This window comes from Nesterenkonia rhizosphaerae, from assembly GCF_039544555.1.
GTDB classification, from domain to species: Bacteria; Actinomycetota; Actinomycetes; order Actinomycetales; family Micrococcaceae; genus Nesterenkonia; species Nesterenkonia rhizosphaerae.
In genome coordinates, this window is sequence record NZ_BAABLW010000002.1 from 109,699 (window position 1) to 127,631 (window position 17,933).

General features: G+C 62.9%; 15 protein-coding genes and 1 tRNA gene. 5 read left to right on the plus strand and 11 right to left on the minus strand.

The genetic code is table 11. The features are described 5' to 3' along the window. Nucleotides 1-60 precede the first annotated feature (60 nt). Nucleotides 61-1,950: a DEAD/DEAH box helicase gene (locus tag ABEA23_RS02060; RefSeq protein WP_345476431.1), complete on the minus strand. Its 1,890-nt coding sequence runs from the start codon at nucleotides 1,948-1,950 to the stop codon at nucleotides 61-63. A gap of 449 nt (nucleotides 1,951-2,399) precedes the next feature. On the opposite strand from ABEA23_RS02060, the gene ABEA23_RS02065 reads away from it, so the two are divergent. Both ABEA23_RS02065 and ABEA23_RS02070 read left to right on the plus strand, forming a co-directional pair. Beyond that, the gene (locus tag ABEA23_RS02065; RefSeq protein ID WP_345476432.1) at nucleotides 2,400-3,926 is read left to right on the plus strand and encodes a hypothetical protein; all 1,527 of its coding nucleotides are present in this window, start codon (nucleotides 2,400-2,402) and stop codon (nucleotides 3,924-3,926) included. Between the two features lie 23 nt (nucleotides 3,927-3,949). After that, nucleotides 3,950-4,573 carry a DUF4282 domain-containing protein gene (locus tag ABEA23_RS02070; RefSeq protein ID WP_345476433.1) on the plus strand — a complete coding sequence of 208 codons (624 nt, stop codon included), beginning with the start codon at nucleotides 3,950-3,952 and terminating at the stop codon, nucleotides 4,571-4,573. Between the two features lie 75 nt (nucleotides 4,574-4,648). Here the strand turns inward: ABEA23_RS02070 and ABEA23_RS02075 are convergent, their stop codons facing one another. Then, nucleotides 4,649-5,815 (minus strand): cystathionine gamma-synthase, encoded by a 1,167-nt coding sequence (locus ABEA23_RS02075; protein ID WP_345476434.1) that lies wholly within the window; start codon nucleotides 5,813-5,815, stop codon nucleotides 4,649-4,651. A gap of 2 nt (nucleotides 5,816-5,817) precedes the next feature. Continuing rightward, nucleotides 5,818-7,347, minus strand: a complete 1,530-nt coding sequence (locus ABEA23_RS02080) for a cystathionine beta-synthase (protein WP_345476675.1) — start codon at nucleotides 7,345-7,347, stop codon at nucleotides 5,818-5,820. 228 nt (nucleotides 7,348-7,575) lie between these two features. Between ABEA23_RS02080 and ABEA23_RS02085 the strand changes: the two genes are divergently transcribed. Further along, on the plus strand, nucleotides 7,576-8,625 hold the full coding sequence (locus ABEA23_RS02085) for a DNA-3-methyladenine glycosylase family protein (protein WP_345476435.1): 1,050 nt from the start codon (nucleotides 7,576-7,578) through the stop codon (nucleotides 8,623-8,625). Between the two features lie 150 nt (nucleotides 8,626-8,775). Here the strand turns inward: ABEA23_RS02085 and trxA are convergent, their stop codons facing one another. Both trxA and ABEA23_RS02095 read right to left on the minus strand, forming a co-directional pair. Beyond that, the gene (gene trxA, locus ABEA23_RS02090) at nucleotides 8,776-9,162 is read right to left on the minus strand and encodes a thioredoxin (protein ID WP_260073797.1); all 387 of its coding nucleotides are present in this window, start codon (nucleotides 9,160-9,162) and stop codon (nucleotides 8,776-8,778) included. Between the two features lie 189 nt (nucleotides 9,163-9,351). Then, a tRNA-Tyr gene (locus tag ABEA23_RS02095) sits at nucleotides 9,352-9,436 on the minus strand. 150 nt (nucleotides 9,437-9,586) lie between these two features. On the opposite strand from ABEA23_RS02095, the gene ABEA23_RS02100 reads away from it, so the two are divergent. After that, nucleotides 9,587-10,942 carry an aminotransferase-like domain-containing protein gene (locus ABEA23_RS02100; RefSeq protein ID WP_345476436.1) on the plus strand — a complete coding sequence of 452 codons (1,356 nt, stop codon included), beginning with the start codon at nucleotides 9,587-9,589 and terminating at the stop codon, nucleotides 10,940-10,942. 108 nt (nucleotides 10,943-11,050) lie between these two features. Here ABEA23_RS02100 and ABEA23_RS02105 read toward each other — a convergent pair whose 3' ends face one another. Continuing rightward, entirely contained in the window at nucleotides 11,051-11,557 is a 507-nt protein-coding gene (locus tag ABEA23_RS02105) for a GNAT family N-acetyltransferase (protein ID WP_345476437.1), read from the minus strand. Nucleotides 11,558-11,794: 237 nt separating this feature from the next. Here ABEA23_RS02105 and ABEA23_RS02110 point away from each other — a divergent pair, with 237 nt between their 5' ends. Further along, a complete protein-coding gene (locus tag ABEA23_RS02110) occupies nucleotides 11,795-12,283 on the plus strand; it encodes a YajQ family cyclic di-GMP-binding protein (RefSeq protein WP_345476438.1) in 489 nt (162 codons plus the stop codon). Nucleotides 12,284-12,372: 89 nt separating this feature from the next. Here the strand turns inward: ABEA23_RS02110 and ABEA23_RS02115 are convergent, their stop codons facing one another. The 5 genes from ABEA23_RS02115 to ABEA23_RS02135 all read right to left on the minus strand — a co-directional run bounded on the left by ABEA23_RS02115 (nucleotide 12,373) and on the right by ABEA23_RS02135 (nucleotide 17,775). After that, complete coding sequence (locus ABEA23_RS02115) at nucleotides 12,373-13,587, minus strand: Na/Pi symporter (protein ID WP_049897406.1); 1,215 nt, start codon at nucleotides 13,585-13,587, stop codon at nucleotides 12,373-12,375. A 199-nt stretch (nucleotides 13,588-13,786) separates the two neighbouring features. After that, on the minus strand, nucleotides 13,787-15,160 hold the full coding sequence (locus ABEA23_RS02120; RefSeq protein ID WP_345476439.1) for a M23 family metallopeptidase: 1,374 nt from the start codon (nucleotides 15,158-15,160) through the stop codon (nucleotides 13,787-13,789). A gap of 82 nt (nucleotides 15,161-15,242) precedes the next feature. Beyond that, nucleotides 15,243-16,235, minus strand: coding sequence for a PstS family phosphate ABC transporter substrate-binding protein (locus tag ABEA23_RS02125; RefSeq protein WP_345476440.1), 993 nt, complete (start codon nucleotides 16,233-16,235; stop codon nucleotides 15,243-15,245). Between the two features lie 2 nt (nucleotides 16,236-16,237). Then, complete coding sequence (locus ABEA23_RS02130) at nucleotides 16,238-16,534, minus strand: hypothetical protein (protein ID WP_260072619.1); 297 nt, start codon at nucleotides 16,532-16,534, stop codon at nucleotides 16,238-16,240. A gap of 11 nt (nucleotides 16,535-16,545) precedes the next feature. Next, nucleotides 16,546-17,775, minus strand: coding sequence for a Na/Pi cotransporter family protein (locus ABEA23_RS02135; RefSeq protein WP_345476441.1), 1,230 nt, complete (start codon nucleotides 17,773-17,775; stop codon nucleotides 16,546-16,548). Nucleotides 17,776-17,933: the final 158 nt, after the last annotated feature.

Here is a 17,933-nt window from a genome sequence, read left to right on the forward strand (position 1 = left end):
TGAGCTGTTACCCAAATCGGCTCAGTGCCCTGTCATTTCAAAGGTCGACCGGCCTGAAAATCAGTGCCAGCGAGCCTTCTTGTCCTTCTTCTTGAAGCCGCCCTCGGACTTGCCGAAGCCGCCCTTGCGCGGGCCGCCCTTGCCGCGGAAACCGCCGCGCTCGCCGTCGTCCTCGCGCTTGCGGAATCCGCCGCCAGCCGGGGCGCCGGAGTCCTTCTCGAGCTTGATCAGTTCCCCGCCGATGCGGGTCTTGGCAAGTGCTGCCCACTGCTCACCGGAGAGCTTCTCCGGCAGCTCCACCAGGGAGTGGGTCGGGCGGATGTCGATGCTGCCGATCTCGCGGGCATTCAGCCCCGCCTCATTGGCAATGGCACCCACAATGTGACCCGGGGCCACACCGTCACGGCGGCCCAACGAGATGCGGTACATCGCGTTGCCCGGTCCGGCAGTGGCAGGACCACGGTCACGGCTGGGGCGATCGCCGCGGGGCCCGCGGTCACCGCCCTCACCACGGTCATCACGACCACGCTCAGAGAAGCCACGCTTGGCTTCGCGCAGCAGCTCGTCCTCAGCCTTCTCGTCCAGCAACAGCGGGCGACCGTCGTGGACCATCGCCACCAGGGCCGCAGCGATGTCCTCAGCCGGAGTGTCGTGCTCGGTGACGTAGGAGGACACCAAGCCGCGGTACTCCTCGAGCTCCTCGCTTGCCAGGGTCTCAGTGATGCGCTCGGAGAAGCGCTCCAGGCGGGAGGCGTTGACATCAGAGATGGTGGGCAGACTCATCTGCTCCACCTGCTGACGGGTGGCCTTCTCGATGGAGCGCAGCATCCGCTGCTCACGCGGGGTCACGAACAGCACGGCTTCACCGGAGCGACCGGCACGACCGGTACGGCCGATGCGGTGCACGTAGGACTCGGTGTCCAGCGGGATGTCGTAGTTGAACACGTGGCTGATGCGCTCCACGTCCAGACCACGGGCAGCCACATCGGTGGCCACCAGCACATCAATCCGGCCGTCCTTGAGCTGCTCCACAGTCTTCTCACGCAGGTTCTGCGGGATGTCACCGTTAATGGCCGCGGCGGTGAAACCACGGGCATTGAGCTTAGAGGCAACCTCTTCGGTGGCCGAGCGGGTCCGCACGAAGACGATCACCGCGTCATGCGGCTCGGTCTCCATAATGCGAGCCAGCGCCTCTGGCTTGGCATGGTGCTTAATCGCCACATAGCGCTGACGGATATTGGCGCTGGTAGTGGTCTTGTTCTTGACCGAAACCTCAACGGGGTTGTTGAGGTAGTCCTCGCTGATCCGGCGGATAGCTTTGGGCATAGTGGCCGAGAACAGGGCGACCTGCTTGTCATCCGGGGTCTGCGCCAGGATCTTGTCCACCTCTTCGGCGAAGCCCATGCGCAGCATCTCATCGGCCTCATCCAGGATCAGGTGCTTGATCTCGGACAGATCCAAGGAGCCCTTGGACATGTGGTCAATGACACGGCCGGGGGTACCGACGACGACGTTGGCCCCACGGCGCAAACCATGCAGCTGCGGGCCGTAGGGGGCACCGCCGTAGATGGGCAGCACGGAGATGCCAGGAACCTTCGCGGCATAGGTGGTGAATGCCTCGGCTACCTGGATGGCCAGCTCACGAGTAGGCGCCAGCACCAGAGTGTTGGGCACCGAGCCCAGCTCCCCGGCGTCGTGGGCCTGTGCCATATGAGTCAGCGCGGGCAGTGCGAAGGCTGCGGTCTTACCGGTACCGGTCTGAGCCAGGCCGACGACGTCGCGACCGGAGGTCAGCAGCGGGATGGTCTGGGCCTGGATGGGCGAAGGGGTCTCGTAGCCCATCTCCTGGATGGCCGCGAGAACGCGGTCGTCCAGACCGAGGTCTGCGAAACGAGGACCGGACTCGGTCTCCTGGGTGGTCTCTGTGGTTGCTTCTGCGGTCTGGGTCATGGTGTCTCCTTGACTTATGGCGACCTGGGGTCCCCGTGTGCCCACGGCACAGCGCATGGCGCGTCAACCACTCGTGCTCGAACCGCACAGCTCTAGGCTGCGCAGCGCATGGGCACGGCAGGGTGCGTCAGGTGATATCGCTGGACGTGTTAGGTCACGGGGACGGGCCGCTTATACGGCTCCGGACTCGACCCGCAGAAACACACATAATCTCGACCGGTCCTACCAGGCTGAACAAGTCAGCTGCGCCGGGAGTCAGTACAGATAAACGGGAATATCCGGAGAATGCTGAACAAGTCTACGTCATCTGCCTCGATTTGACTATTCCGGCTTGCCCGGCGCGGTCATTCCCCAGGTCATCGGCTTTGCGTAAGGTGGGGACTGTCTTCCAGAGGCCACTACGGCGCTGGTCAGAACACCGCGAGCGCAACGGAATGAGGACTACTTCAGTGGCTGACCCATACAGTGAGAATCCCGCCGAGGGCCCGGAGCCCGGCAAGCCCGCCGGACCACCCAGCGGCTATCGCCCCCCTCGGCCTCCGCGCCCTGACTCCGCTGCCCCCACCGGTGACCCGTTGGGAGAACACGGTGAGACTCAGCATCGGGGCCCTGAGCCTGCCTCCTCAGCTGGGCCCGAACAGGGCTCCGCCGCAGCGCAGCCAGCGACCGGACCACAGATATCTATGCCTGAGGTTCAGGTACCGGGTTTCATGAAGAGCATCAGGCTTCAGCATGTGCTCTCACTGGCGATGGCTCAGCTGGCCGGGTATGTAGCGCTGATCACGCTCGCTGTACTGACGGTGATCGGATTGCTGATCGGCGTGGGACTCGATAGCAACACTGCGGCCTCGGACCCTGCTGTAGACCTGGCCCAGCAGTTGGAACTCTCTGGCATTGCCGCCTTCATCACGCTGCCATTCCAGATTGCCGGAGTCTGGCTCTTCGGGCGTTTCGGCTTCACCATGACCGCGCAGAGCGAATCGATGCTCCTGTTGAGCCTCTGGGCGCCGAATCTGCTGGCGCTGCTGTTGGCCGGGCTGACCGCCGTCGTCGTCGGGCGGTTTTGGTCCCAGCGAGATCCCCGGACACGGCTGGTGACGCTGCCTCTTGCCGCCAAACTGACGCTCAGCGCAGCAGTATCCCTGGTCATGGCGCTGCTGACGCTGCTGGTGACCCTTGCCCTGACTTTTCGGCAAACCACAGAAATACCCTTCACCGGCGAAGTGCGGATGCTGGGGTCAGCTGCCGGGGCCTCGTTGTTCTTCGGCGCGTTCTTCTTCTACCTGCTGATCGGGCTGCTGCTGTCTGCCTCGCGGAAGTTCTACTCCAAGGGGCGAGGCCGCATTCAGAGCGTGCTGCCTTCTGCCTACCGTGTTCCGCGGGTCATGGCGCTGCACGGAATCATCCTGGTGATCCCGGTGCTGATCTTCATCCTCATCTGGCTGGCGGTGGAGGGATCCTTCACCGCTGTGCTGAGCTTTCCGTTCTGGGCTTCCACAGCAGTGGTCATCATCTTTGTGCTGCTGACCTCTGGGGCGCTGCGTGCCGAAGGCGGGCTGGTGCACTTAGTCAGCAACGGCCCCGGCCAGAACACGCTCTATCTGTGGACGACGGATCTTCAGTGGTGGCAGGTGCTCTTGGCCGTGCTGCTGGGGATCCTTGGCCTGGTTGCAGCTGCTTTGCTGTGGAGCCTGCGCAGAGATTCTCGGCCGGAGGTGCTGGCGAATCCGCTGTCCTGGGTGACTCTGCCGCTGATCTACGCCGCGGTAGGTGTAGTGCTCACGTTCTTCGGACAGATACAGGTTGGCTTCAGTGCGGGGTGGTTCGGTTTCAGTACCGCCACTTTCGGGCCCGCCTGGTGGACCTTCGCCATCCTGCTGATCATCGGACTGGTGATTGAAACGCTGGCTCGGTACGTAGCCCCTGTTATGACTGCCAAGCTTCCACCCTCGCTGGTGGGTTTCTTCCGGAAATAGAATCAACGATTCAGGAGAGTGACATGACTCAGCCCCCGAACAACCCCAACGATCCCTACGGCAACGACCCTTACGGCACTCCAGACAGCGGTGCCACTCCCGGTGGAGGAAATACCGGGGCTCCCGGCCAAGACAATTCCCAGCAGCCTTATCCCCCGCAGGGCTATCCTCAGCAGAGCTCTTCCCAGCAGGGGGCACCAGCGGGCGGGTTTGGCGGCTTCGGCGGACCAGGTGGCCCAGGCGGACCAAGCGGCCCCGGAGGCGGCAACCCCTCCTACTCCCAGCAGAATCCCTACCCCCAGAACCCCGCGCCGCGAAACCGCGTGGACTCTAAGGGTTTCTTCGCGGCGCTGTTCGACTTCAGCTTCAAGAGCTACGTCACCATCAAGTTCGCCGCATTCATCTATGCCCTGGCACTGTTGGGCCTAGGTATCGGATGGCTGGTCCTGCTGATCGTCTCGTTCTCCGACAGCGCCCTGGCCGGCGTGATGTTCCTGATCTTCGGAACCCTGCTGTTCGGTCTATACCTGGTGTTCATCCGCATGATGCTGGAGTTCTACATCGCGGCAGTCCGCACCGCGCAGAACACCTCAGCGCTGCAGACCGAGGTTGAAAGCCTCCGCTGGGACATCTCCCAGAAGAAGTAACCGCCTGACATCACAAAGGTCGGGGCCCGCACTCAAAATTGGCAAGTGCGGGCCCCGACCTTTTTCTGCAAGGAACTACAGGCCGGCCAGTGCCTGGTCCAGGTCCTCGATGAGATCCTCAACATCTTCAATGCCCACCGAGAGACGCAGCAGGTTCTCCGGGACAGCCAGCTCGGTACCGCGCACCGAGGCGTGAGTCATCTCATGCGGGTAGTTCATCAGCGACTCCACACCGCCCAGAGACTCCGCCAGGATGAACCACTGAGTAGCCTCAGCTACCTTACGAGCCGCTGGTTCCCCGCCCTTGAGCTGCATGGAGACCATGCCGCCGAAATTGCGCATCTGCTTCTTGGCCAGCTCATGGCCGGGGTGGTCGGACAGCCCCGGATACAGCACCCGCTCCACCGCCGAGTGCCCGGCAAGGAACTCCGCGACGGCGGCAGCATTGGAGGCATGCCGGTCCATACGCACACCGAGAGTCTTCAGTCCGCGAGTAGTCAGGTAGGCATCCAGCGGACCGGATACCGCCCCCACCGCGAACTGCTGGAAGGCCACCTTCTGCGCCAGGTCATCATCAGAGAGGACGACGGCGCCGCCCACCACATCAGAATGACCGCCGATGTATTTGGTGGTGGAGTGGACCACCACATCGGCCCCCAGCGCCAGCGGCTGCTGCAGGTACGGAGTGGCAAAAGTGTTGTCCACCAGCAGCAGCGCTCCGTTGGCATGGGCGATCTCTGCCAGAGCGGCGATATCCACCACGGTCATCAGCGGGTTGGAGGGGGTCTCCACCCAGAGCAGGGTGGCGTCCTCTGCCTCGAGCTCAGCGGCAACACGCTCATGGTCGTTGAGATCCAGCGGGGTGTTGGCAATACCCCAGTCCCCGTGGATCCGGCTGATCAGCCGGTAGGAGCCGCCATAGGCATCATTGCCCATCACAATGCGCTGTCCCGGTCGCATCAGCCCTCGGATCACCGCATCTTCTGCGGCAAGCCCGGAGCTGAAGCTGAAAGCGTGGGCGCCGCCCTCGGCAGCGGCTAACTGCTGCTGCAGGGCAGTGCGGGTCGGGTTGCCAGCGCGGCCATAGTCATAGCCGTTGCGTAGATTACCGATGCCATCAGGAGCGTAGGTGGTGGAGAAGTGCAGCGGCGGGACCACTGCACCGTAGACCTGGTCGATGTCCTGACCGGTGTGGATTGCGTGGGTGGAGAATCCGGGTTCTTTGCCGTGGTGTGCGGCCATGTTCACTCCTTCTCCTGGGCGCCGGAAAGGTGCGCCAGCAGGTCGTTGCGGGTCAGGACGCCAACAATGTCGCCCTCTTTGGTCACCAAAAGGGTGGGATTCTGCCGCAGTTTGACCAGGATCTGCGGGACGGTCTCGGTGATGCCCACCAGCGGAAGCTCAGTGCGCAGATGCTCGGAGACCGGTTCGTGGGGGTCAGCCTGACCTACGATGACATCCTCGGAGAGCTGCTCCACATCGACGATGCCGTAAACCTCACCGATGCGTGCAATGCGACCGGGCTGATCAATCACCGGAACGATATCGACGCCGTAGCGGTTCATCACAGAGACGGCTTCGCGCAGGGTGGTGCTGCGGCGGATGGAGATGACCTCCGGAAGTGCGTCGGAGAGCAGGTGGCGTTTGGCAGTGAGCAGGTCAGCCGCCGTCGTCGTCCGGGGGTTCTTGGCTCCGGTGCCCGGTGCTGCGGATGTGCTGCCGGCGCCGATGACACCGTGACGCACTGCTGCGCTGAGCTCCTCTGACGTCTTCACGCTGATCTCAGTGCCGGTGGAAGTAGAAATCACCTCGCCGAAGCCATGGTCGATCATCCACCGATCATTGAAGATCTTGCCCAGGTAGCCGCGACCGGAGTCCGGAAGGACAGCGACGACGACGTCCTCTTCTCCCAGCTCCTTGGCCACCTTCAGTGCTGCTGCCACGGCTGTGCCGGAGGAGCCGCCCACCAGCAACCCTTCCTCGGTGGCTAGCCGACGGGCCATCGCGAAGGACTCGGCATCGGTGATGGCGTAGTGCTCATCGGGCACGGTGGTGTCGTAGTTCGCGACCCAGACGTCCTCCCCCACGCCTTCAACGAAATAGGGGCGGCCTTCGCCACCTGAGTAGATGGAGCCGTCAGGGTCGGCCACCACCACACGTACCGGGCCGGTCTCTCGATCAGCAGAGACCTCTTTGAGGTAGCGGCCGGTGCCGGTGACTGTGCCGCCGGTGCCAGCGCCCACCACCAGGTGAGTGATCTTGCCCTCAGTATCAGCCCAGATCTCCGGGCCGGTGGTTTCATAATGAGAGTTCGGAGCAGCCGGATTCGAGAACTGGTCAGGCTTGTATCCGCCCTCGATCTCCTGCGCCAGCTGATCGGAGATGCCGTAGTAGCTCAACGGGGAATCGGCGTCGACTCCTGCCGGGCCCACCACCACGTCGGCTCCGTAGGCGCGCAGCACATCTCGCTTCTCCTGGGCGACCTTGGGCACAGTGACAAAGACGCTGCGGTAGCCCTTCTGCTGGGCCACCAGGGCCAAGCCCACACCGGTGTTTCCGGAGGTGGGTTCGACCACTACGCCGCCCGGTTTGAGTTTGCCTTCGCGTTCGGCGTCCTCAATCATCTTCAGCGCGATGCGGTCTTTGATGGACCCACCGGGATTCAGGTACTCCAGCTTCACCAGAACGGTGGCAGAGATCCCTTCGGTGACGTTATTGAGTTTCACCAAAGGGGTACCGCCGATCAGCTCGACGACGGACTGGGCATACTTCATCTTTGCTTCGCTTCCGGTTGCATTGCTTGGTGCCGAGCCGCTGAAGGAGTGTTCCCGGCTCAGGCTCATTGCTCCAGGGTACCGGCGCTGATTGCCCAGCCCCAGGGTGCGGCGACTTGTGGCGCAACACTGGCGAGCAGCTGCAGATTCCTGCTTTGAACGGAAATTGCCGGGCCTTGGTGGGTTCTCGCTACCGATGGTGTCAGGCGCTTATGGGATGGTGGTGGCGTGGAATCAGCAGCGTCATCAGCGGTGGCACACGCAGAGAGCGTGGTGGATCTGCACGGCCCCTATGATCTGCCGCGCAGCCTGGGCGTTCTGCAGCGCGGTCATGCTGATCCCACCATCCGGGTTGACCCCGGCAGTTTTCCCGGAGGCGGCCGCGGTACTCCCGGTGCCGGCGCCTGGCTGGCCCAGCGGATCTATGCCGACGACGGCGCGGAACTCGGGCAGGTCACCTACCGTTTCGACCAGCTGGGGACCAGTACCGTACGTGTGCGCACCGCGGCAAGCAGCCAGGAGACGGCCCAGCTTGCTCTGCAGCGGGCTGCGCTGATCCTAGGCGCAGCTGATGACTGGCAGGAGCTGGAGTTTCTGCTCGACGCCATGGGCGACCGGATCTCCACCACCCTGGCCCGTATCCGCCGTGAGCACCCGGGAGTGCGGCTGCCTGCCACCGGCGCGCTCTTTGATCAGCTGGTCACTGCGACTTTGGAGCAGAAGGTCACCCATGACCAGGCCCGCTTCAGCTGGCGGAACCTCATCCGCAGCTACGCGGAGCCCGCGCCGTCGTACAGCGGCCTGCCGGCGCCTCACTGGCTGCGGCTCCCACTGACCGGTGGGCAATTGCGCGCGGTGCCCTCCTGGGAGTGGCACCGGCTATGGGTGCAGCCGCCACTGTCGCGGACAGTGCTGCAGGTAGCAGCCCGGGCGCGGAGCATTCATCGGTTAGGCGCTGCCACACTTGCGGAGGCCTTTGCCCTGGAGGATCTGCAGGAGCAGTTGGTGAGCATTCCCGGAATCGGTCCTTGGACTGTCGCTGAGGCGCTGCAGCGCTCGCACGGTGCAGCCGATCTACCCTCAGTGGGTGATTTTCATCTCAGCGCCTTTGTGGGCGAGGCCCTGACTGGTCGGCGCACCGATGATGCGGGGATGCTCCGGCTGCTGGAGCCGTTCCGTCCCCACCGGCATCGAGTCATCCGGCTGCTTGGGCTCTCCGGGTTCCGGCACCAGCGCTTCGGAGCAAAGCTGGCCCCTGCCGATTACCGGGACCGCTGAACAGTCCTGCAAAGGCAACTCACCGGCCGCGCTCGGGCCTACACATGCTTGTTCCTATGAACGAGAAAATCCCCCGCGCAGAAGCGGGGCGAGCCTAGTAGGGGCTGCTTACCACTTCTGCGCGAGGGATTCTCGAAGTCTTCGCCGGTCTCAGGCCTCCGGGGCCGATTCCTTGTTCTGTTCCTCTTCGGCGATCTGCTTGTGGATCTCCTCCATGTCCAGGTCCTTCACGGCCTGGACCACGCCACCCAGCTGCTCGGCGTTCAGCGCGCCGGGCTGGGCGAAGACCAGCACCTTCTCGCGGAAAGCCATCAGCGTGGGGATGGAGGTGATGTTCGCCGCGGCGGCAAGCTCCTGCTCAGCCTCGGTGTCCACCTTGGCGAAGGTGACATCGGGGTGCTGTTCGGAGACCTGCTCATACACAGGAGCGAACTGCTTGCAGGGCCCGCACCAGTCGGCCCAGAAGTCGATCAGGAGGATGTCAGTCTCATCCAGAGTCTTCTGGAAGTCGTTTGCGGTCAGCTCTGTAGTAGCCATGGGCGCCACGATACGGCAGATGACCGCCGATGTGGACCCCTGTGGCGACTTACGCGCGCGGCGAATTCTATGGTGGCGCAGGTGACAGGGAAGCTATCTAAAGGCAGGGACCCTCCGCCCCGTCGCACCCTGCGCCAGATACAAGAAAAGTGTCAGGACATCGGTTGAACGATGTCCTGACACTTCACGTGGTGGCGGATGAGGGATTCGAACCCCCGTAGGCAGTGCCAGCTGATTTACAGTCAGCCCCCTTTGGCCGCTCGGGTAATCCGCCGAGTCAGCGCCCTGCAGTACAAGGCACCGAACTACTTTAGCGCAAGACACGGTGATATTTCGAATCCGCACAAGGAGTAAGGTGTCGTCTTGATGAACCGGCCCTTGCAGTCCGGTGCCGCCCAGATACTTGCCCAGTTGTGGAGCCCGCATGTCCGAACTAGATGCCGTCGCCCTTTCGCGCCGATTGAGCACTCGAACCCCCAGCGGTATTGCTGAACAGATCAGGGATCTTATCGACGCCGGCGATCTGCCGCCGGGGACACGACTGCCGACTGTGCGCGATATCGCTCAGGAGATCGGGGTCAGCGTGGGCACTATCGCCCAGGCCTGGGGCATCCTGCGTGAAGAGAATGTCGTGGAAACACGGCGCCGCGGCGGCACCCGCGTGATCGACGCCGCACGCGCCGGCAAGGATGCCTTCCGCAGCTTCAGTGAGATCGATCTGCTCCTCGGCAGCCCGGATCCTGCCCTACTGGCCCCGCTCGAGGAGGCCATCAGCACTGCTGCACGCCAGCCAGATGTCAATGTCTGGGCACGCGAAACCATGGCGGAGGACCTGCAGAAGGCCGCACAGGCAGTCTTTCCCTATGAACCGCAGGCCTGGCTCGCCGTGGGCGGCGGCAGCGAAGGTCTGTGGAGCGCGGTGCGCGCGGCCGCTCAGCCAGGGCAGGCTATCGCCGTCGAAACCCCCTTCTCCCCCGGATTCCTGATGACCGCCCGGCAGATGGGCCTGACACTTCTCCCGGTTGCCACTGACGACGACGGCGCGGTGCCTGCCTCCCTGCGCAGCGCGCTGGAGGAAGGGGCGGTGGCGTTTGTTCACACGCCGTCCGGTGCCTTCGGATCCGGGCACCTGCTCACTGAGGCACGCGCGCGTGAACTGAGTGCAGTACTGGAGGACTTCGCTGCCTCGGTAGTGGAGGATGACCCGCTGGGCCCACTCGCGGCGGACACCGGCGCCAGCCTGGGCACTATGCTGCCTGAGCGCACACTGCGGGTGCAGGCCTATTGCCGCGCCTTCGGGGTGGACCTACGCACCGGAATCATGGGCGGACCCCAGGAGTTCGTCGATAAGGCTGCCGCACTGCGAGCTGAAGGACTTGGCTCCGTGAGCCGCATTCTGCAGCACACGCTGGCTGCCCTGCTCACCAGCAAAGATGCTCAGCGCCGGGTCAATGTGGCGCGGCGGCACTACGAAATCCGCAAGAGCATGGCCGTAGAAGCCCTGCAGGAAGCCGGCCTGAAGGTGCGCACCGGCCCGGCCAGCTGGTCACTGTGGATCGAGGTGGCCCAGGAAGAGAAGGCGGCGCTGGCCCTGGCCAGCCAAGGGGTCACCGTTGATATCGGTTCGACCTCCTTCATCGAGGATGCCGGGCACCCTCGGCAGCAGAATTACCTACGGCTGACCATCGCGCAGCTCCCAGAGGATGCCGCACATCTTTCCACCCTGGCGCAGATGATCAGCAAGGCTGCCGCCGGGGAGCTGCGCCCCGCCTTCGTCTGACGTACCGCCGGGCTGAGGCTTCAGCCCATGATCCGGCATAGGGTTGTTCAATCGGCATGGACTTATAGCCTTATGCCGGATGATCAGCGCTTGGCCGGACGCGCAGGGTTATGCCGGAGGGGCGTACGCCAGGGTCAGCTCATAGCAGCGCGAGAAATCCATCTCCCGGTACGGCCAGTAGATGGGAATCGGGGTCCAGCCGCGTTTGAGGTAGAGCGCCTCGGCCTCTGGCTGGCGGTCTCCGGTCTGGAGAATGACTCGCGGTGCGCCAGTGGCTCGTGCGTGGTCCTCAAGAGCCTGCATGAGTACCCCGGCAGCACCTTTGCCACGAGCCTCAGGCACAACGTAGAGCCGTTTGATCTCCGGCTCACCGCCTAAGTCACGCAGGATCCCGTGACCGGCGGCAGTGCCTTCTGCATCGAGCACCAGCAGTGTGGTTATCACGGTCTGCGGGGCGATATGCCCTGCTGGGTTCTCTTCTCGGGAAGCCAGTTTCTCGAAGAGCCACTGCCGATCCGCGTATCGGGGATCAAGCTCCTCCGCCATCGCCTGACGTAGGCGTTGTGCCCGCGGGTCTTCCAGCGGCACCGATTCAACTGTCCAGTTCTGCCTCATTCTCAGCAGTATCTTTCACCCCGGGTCCCGGCCGCGCACCGGTGACAGAAGATGACGACGGCGCCTGCTCGCCTGGGGTGGCTGCGACCCACCAGCAGCGCTCCGTGGCAGAGAGCTGACCCTAAAGACCTAGATCCGATCCTGCGCCGTGGAATCGAGGGAGTCCGCAGCACTGCACTCAGCACGCCTTGCCGCGTTACATACACTGGTCCTCAGACACGAGAGAAAGGAGCCGTCATGGCTAAGGATTCGAGCTTCGACATCGTCTCCCAGGTGGACAAGCAGGAGGTCAACAACGCGCTGAACCAGGCTCAGAAGGAGATCGCTCAGCGGTATGACTTCAAGGGCACCGGCGCGGAGATCGACTTCTCCGGGGAGAAGATCCTCATTAAGGCCAATTCCGAGGAGCGGGCGAAGGCGATTGAGGACGTCTTCGGCTCCAAGCTGATCAAGCGCGGCATCTCGCTGAAGTCCTTCGAGGCCGGAGAGCCCTTTGCCTCCGGCAAGGAATACCGGATTGAAGGTGTGATCAAGGAGGGCATCGACCAGGCCACCGCCAAGAAGATCACGAAGATCATCCGCGATGAAGGTCCGAAGACCGTGAAGGCCAATATCCAGGGCGATGAGCTGCGCGTGACGTCCAAGTCCCGCGATGATCTGCAGGAAGTCATCGCGCTGCTGAAGGATTTCGAGGACGCAGCCCTGCAGTTCATCAACTTCCGCTAAGAGCCTCGTCCTCTTGATCAGACAGTGAGGGCCGACGACGGATGCTCCCGTCGTCGGCCCTCACTGTTCTCACATCAGGCTAGGTCAGCTCACAGGACGAAGATCAGCCCCAGTGGCAGCAGGATGAAGACTCCGATGACCCATGCGAAAGCTGCGGACTTCTTCTCGGCAGCCAGGTTGGACAGCCAGGTAGCCCCGATCAACGGAAGTTCACGCAGGCCGGGCAGGCCGTAGACGACCAGGGTGCCCAGCACATTGAAGAACAGGTGCACCAGGGCTGCGGTCAGCGCGATGGTGCCCAGGGCGCCGTCGAAAGCGAAAGCAGCCAGCAGCGCGGTCACCGTGGTTCCGATATTCGCGCCCAGGGTGAAGGGGTAGATCTGACGCAGAGTCAGTGCGCCGGAGCCGGCCAGCGGCACCATCAGTGCAGTGGTGGTGGAGGAAGACTGCACCATGACGGTCACCAGCGCACCGGATCCGATAGAGGTCACCGGTCCGCGGCCGATAGCGGTGTGCAGCACCTTCTTGGCCCGACCCACCAGCAGAGCTTTCAGCTTGCGTCCGATCAGATTGATGACCATCAGGATCAGCGCGATGGCCAGCACGATCATCACGATGCCGCCCCAGGGACCTGGGATCTGGCCCAGTACGGACTTGATGAGGTTGGACAACGGGCTGGTGGCTGCCTTCACAGCCCCGCCGATGCCGCCGAAGATCGTGGTGACCACCCCGCCGTCGGCACCGGAGAGCCCACCGGCAGCTGCGGTGGCCAGGCGCTGCAGGAGCCCGAACATCATCTCCAGGGGCAGGAAGATGGCGACAGCCAGCAGGTTGAAGAAGTCGTGGACGGTTGCGGCGGCGAACCCGCGGCGGAACTGGTCCTTATCCCGGATCATGCCCAGGCTGACCAGGGTATTGGTCAAGGTGGTGCCGATATTGGCACCGAGGATGATCGGCACTGCGATCTCCAGCGGCAGTCCACCGGCTACAAGTCCCACCGTCACCGAGGTAGTGGTGGAAGAGGACTGAGTCAGGGCAGTGCCGACGATGCCGATCATCAGGCCGACGATCGGGTTGGTGGCGAAAGAGAAGAGCGTGGCGGCCTGATCACCGGCGGCCAGTGAAAAGCCAGCGCCGATGACGTTCACGGCAGTGATCAGGACATAGACGCCTGCCACGACGGTGAGCCAATTAAGGATGCTGGTGGTGCGGGGTGAGAGGGGGCGTCGGCCAGTGGGACGCGGGGAGTCGATAACGACAGTGGAGGGGGTCTGCTGCTTCTCCACCGGTGGCGAGATTGCCATAAAAGTCTCCTGAAGCTGTGGCGGATGAGCGCTTAGCTGGAACGCTCTATCTCCCGTGCGAGTTGAGAGTCCCAGCCCAAGGTGAACTTCAGGTAAACAAGTGGGTGATTCTGCTTGAACGCTCCAGTTTTGTGACGAATATCATCTCCGCGGATCGACCACTAGTCACCCAACGCGCGGACTCCTCCGCGGGCGACCGCTAATCATCGCAGTCGGCAGGCAGGAGCTCTTTCAACTCTTCATAGTCCGGGTGATCCGGCTCAAGCAGCTCGCCGGCATCATCGCGAACCTCGCAGACATCCAGTGAGGGCGAGCCGCTGCTGGGGGTCTCTGTGGTGGGTTCAGGAGCCTCAGGTTCCGGCGTTTCAGTCCCCGGAGACGTCGGGTCCGGGGTGGGTGAGGCTGACTCATCGTCTGGACCGGGGCTGGGCTCAGGAGACGATGGCTCCGGGTCGCTGGGGCTGGGGCTTGGACTTGTTGGCTCGCTCGGGGTCGGCTGCTCGGACCCGGTGGATTCGGGCGACTGCGGCGAGGGGCTTGTCGAAGCTGATGGAGAAGCGCTGGAGCTGCTCGAGGGCGATTCGGACTCACGCGGAGTCGGTGACTGGCTGGGCGAGGGACTGGCAGATGGGCTTTCCAGGGAGCCTGCCGCACTGAGGTCGTCGCGATCCTCGCGTCCCCGATCCGGGACATAACCCTGATAGCCGCCAGGATGCAGATATTCGGGCTGGTCGTAGAAGCCAGGCAGGTAGAGGGCCGGGTTGACCCACTCACCGCCCACGATCACCTCAAAGTGGACATGGCAGCCTGTGGAGCGCCCCGTGGTGCCGGAGACCGCCACCACTTCTCCGCGCTGGACGACGTCACCGATTTCAGCCACAAAAAGCTCATTGTGGCTATAGGCGGTCTTGACCCCGTGCCCGTGGTTGATCACCATGCGCCACCCGCCGGCGTCGTGCCATCCGGCGGATTCGATCACCCCGCCCTCGGCTGCACGCACTGGTGTCCCGCAGGCGGAGGGATAGTCTTGGCCATAGTGGAACTGCCGGCCCGGGGCGGTCGGGTTATTGCGCCACCCGAAGGGCGAGGAGAGGAAGCTGAACGGAACCGGGTGCACCAGCTCGAGCCCACCGGGAAGGCTGAGCGTACCGCCGGTGTCAGCGTCCCACCCTGGCACTTCCTCTTCGAACTCCTCTGCCGTGAACCGCTCCTGGACGGCTTGCAGAGCATTAATCGCCATCCACGAGGAGGGGCCATCAGCGAGTGCGGGTTCGTCCGCCGCCGCAGATGCTCCTGCCGCAGTCTGCGGAGTGCTAGAGCTGAGTTCCGGAAGGCTCCATGCCGGTGCCGCCAAGGACACACCCTCAGTTTCCTGGGGATCCTCGGCGGAAGCCACCAGCGGTGGCGCCACCAGGAGAGCCGCTATCGGCAGCACCAGGAGCCGGTGGAGGCGGGGTCCTCTCCGCGGGCCGGTACCGGTGGGCGTTGAGGTATCAGGCAGGGTCGTTTCGCGCCGCGACGATCCATGCGGCAAATCAAGGGACGATTCTTGGCTCAGGGATTCTTCACGCACCGGCCAACGCCTTCCATAGCGGTCGGAAAAGGGCCTGGATGAGCAGACTATCGGGCCAGAAGCCTCATTGGAAGGGTCATCTTTACCGAAGGAGCTCGGTCACTGATTCAGCCCGGAACGGGTCGCCCTCATAGAGCGAACCAGTCACCGTGTCCTCGTAGCGCTGCTGAACGCTCTCGTAAGCGTCCCCTGGCAGCCGGTAGAAGAACGTCCGCGGCAAGGTCTCATGGGTGTTCTCGAGATAGTGCTCCACGAATTCACCCACGGAGCTTTTCTCCTCGAGCGCCTGGACTGAGACATAGATGAATAGGGGCCGGGTCAACGGGTAGCTGCCGTTCTGGGCGTTCTCCAGCGTGGGGACCACTCCATCGACCGAAACCGTCGAGACTTCTTCTCGCGACTCATCATCGCCGGCGCTGTAGTAATTGCCGATACCCATAAAGGCCAACGCGTTCTCATGCTCGGCGACCCAGTCCATGAGTTCGTCCAAGTCATCGGTGGCGAAGTAGTCATCGCGGATTTCTCCGGTCTGACCCACCACATGATGAGTGAAGTAGTCGAAGGTTCCAGATCCGGGCGGCCTACCCGCTAGTTCTATTTCCTCATCGGGCCACTCTGGCCGAATCTGAGACCAGGTTGTCACCTCAGAATCCGGTGCCCACACTTCTTGCAGTTCATCCATGGTCATCGAGGCTGCAAATTCATTGTCCAGGTGCCGAACCACAGTCAGTGTGTCAATGCCGATGGGGAGCTCAATGAACTCCACCTCGTTCTCCTGACAGAGACTCAGCAGGTCCAAGGGCTGACCCTCACCCGGGATGGCTTCAGAGGCATTATTGACATCAGTCTGCCCGGTGCAGAATCGCTGGAAACCGTCTGTGGTGCCCTCCGCCGAGATTTCGACGTCGAACCCACCCTCGCGTGCAACGAGCTCAGTGATCGGGGCAACAGTGGAGGAGCCCGAAATCAACACGGTTTGACCTGCGTGGGCTTCCCCGGCGGCACATGCGCTGATACCCAAGCCAGCCGCAATGAACAGCGCTGCGACGGATCGCCCCCGTATAGTCCGGCTCATGGCTATGCCCCCTCGAGGTCGTGCTTAGGGTCCGTACCGTTGCTTTGCTGCCCCGGCGAACTGTTCTGTGCCCCTCGTAGTTCCTGCACCATCACCTTCAAGAACTCCTTGACCACCGACCAGCGCACTGTGGCCGTGGCGAGGTGTTCCTCGAGTCGGTCAACTTCAGCACGCTGGAGGCGCTCACTCTGTATCCGGTCAAGTTCCTGGCGCAGATCAGCCACAGCCGCTTCGGTCTCACGAAGCACTTGCTCTAACTGAGCCTCTGTCTCGGGCCGGGGGTTCTCAGGGGTAGTCACGGCAGTTCCTCTCAGAAGACTGTGGTCAGGAAGATCAGAAGCAGCGGAAGGGCCACGAAGACGCCCAAAGCCCAAACCACCGCGTAGATCTTCCGCTCGGCAGCACGGTTGGCCAGCCAGGTTGCCCCACGTGGAGGCAGATCACGAACCACCGGCAGCCCGAAGATCACGATGGTGGCGAACAGATTGAAGAACAGGTGCACCAGGGCCGCGGTCAGCGCCGCCGTTGCCTCGGGACCATCGAACGCGAATGCGGCAATAAGCGCAGTGATCGTGGTGCCGATATTGGCGCCAAGTGTGAAGGGATAGATCTGCCTGAGCGTGAATGCCCCCGACCCTGCCAAGGGCACTACTAGGGCAGTAGAGGTGGATGAGGATTGAACCATCACGGTCATCACCGCGCCCGAGGTAATCCCAGCGATGGGCCCGCGCCCGATCGCAAAGTGCAGGACATCTTTAGCCTTGCCCACCATCAGAATCTTCAGCTGTTTGCCGATGAAGTTGATCACCAGCAGGATCAGGGCGACAGCAACGATGATCATGAGCACTCCGTGCCACACCTCTGGCAGGAAACTCAGAGCGTCCTGGATCAGATCGGACAACGGACGGGTCGCGCCCTTCACAATGTCGCCAAGGCCACCGAAGATCATATTGATGACTCCGGCATCGGCCCCGACAGTGGCATCAGCCACCGCAGTAGCACTGCGCTGAAGAAGCCCGAACATCATCTCCAAAGGCAGGAAGACACACACTGCCAGGACGTTGAAGAAGTCGTGGACCGTTGCCGCGGCAAATCCTCGCCGGAACTGTTCCTTGTCGCGGACCATGCCGAGGCTGACCAGTGTGTTGGTCAGCGTGGTGCCGATATTGGCGCCCATGATGATGGGCACCGCGATCTCCAACGGCAGGCCTCCCGCTACCAACCCCACGGTGACCGAAGTAGTCGTGGAAGAAGACTGTGTAAGTGCAGTTGCGACCACGCCGATCATGAGCCCGACGATCGGGTTAGTAGCGAAGGAGAACAGCTCACCGGCTTGATCTCCGGTAGCGATTTTGAAGCCAGACCCGATCACGTTGACGGCGGTGATCAGCACATACACCGCGGCAACAACGGAGAGCCAATTGGCAGCGCTTAAGGCTCGTCCGGACAGCCCGAAGCGCTCGAAGGGACTACGCAGAACCGGAGGGGCAGCCTCCTGAGGTCCCTGGGAAGTTCTCTGCTCGACAGTGGCATGTCCCATGTTGGCTCCTGTGATTCTGTGCGCCAGCAGGCATCTGGCGGGCACCACGAGGTCAGGCTATTGATCTATAACGGCCAGGAAGCAACTCCTAGATGAATCCCTGGTGAACGTCCCGGAGACCTGCTCAGCAGAAACTCCTCCGTAGAATGGCGTTACCC

Coding starts and splice junctions, on each gene's coding strand:
- ABEA23_RS02075 (WP_345476434.1), bottom strand. CDS start 5,815: ATGGCCGCACACCACGGCAAAGAACCCGGATTCTCCACCCACGCAATC.
- ABEA23_RS02110 (WP_345476438.1), top strand. CDS start 11,795: ATGGCTAAGGATTCGAGCTTCGACATCGTCTCCCAGGTGGACAAGCAG.
- ABEA23_RS02080 (WP_345476675.1), bottom strand. CDS start 7,347: ATGAAGTATGCCCAGTCCGTCGTCGAGCTGATCGGCGGTACCCCTTTG.
- ABEA23_RS02125 (WP_345476440.1), bottom strand. CDS start 16,235: ATGAGCCGGACTATACGGGGGCGATCCGTCGCAGCGCTGTTCATTGCG.
- ABEA23_RS02060 (WP_345476431.1), bottom strand. CDS start 1,950: ATGACCCAGACCGCAGAAGCAACCACAGAGACCACCCAGGAGACCGAG.
- trxA (WP_260073797.1), bottom strand. CDS start 9,162: ATGGCTACTACAGAGCTGACCGCAAACGACTTCCAGAAGACTCTGGAT.
- ABEA23_RS02115 (WP_049897406.1), bottom strand. CDS start 13,587: ATGGCAATCTCGCCACCGGTGGAGAAGCAGCAGACCCCCTCCACTGTC.
- ABEA23_RS02135 (WP_345476441.1), bottom strand. CDS start 17,775: ATGGGACATGCCACTGTCGAGCAGAGAACTTCCCAGGGACCTCAGGAG.
- ABEA23_RS02105 (WP_345476437.1), bottom strand. CDS start 11,557: ATGAGGCAGAACTGGACAGTTGAATCGGTGCCGCTGGAAGACCCGCGG.
- ABEA23_RS02070 (WP_345476433.1), top strand. CDS start 3,950: ATGACTCAGCCCCCGAACAACCCCAACGATCCCTACGGCAACGACCCT.
- ABEA23_RS02100 (WP_345476436.1), top strand. CDS start 9,587: ATGTCCGAACTAGATGCCGTCGCCCTTTCGCGCCGATTGAGCACTCGA.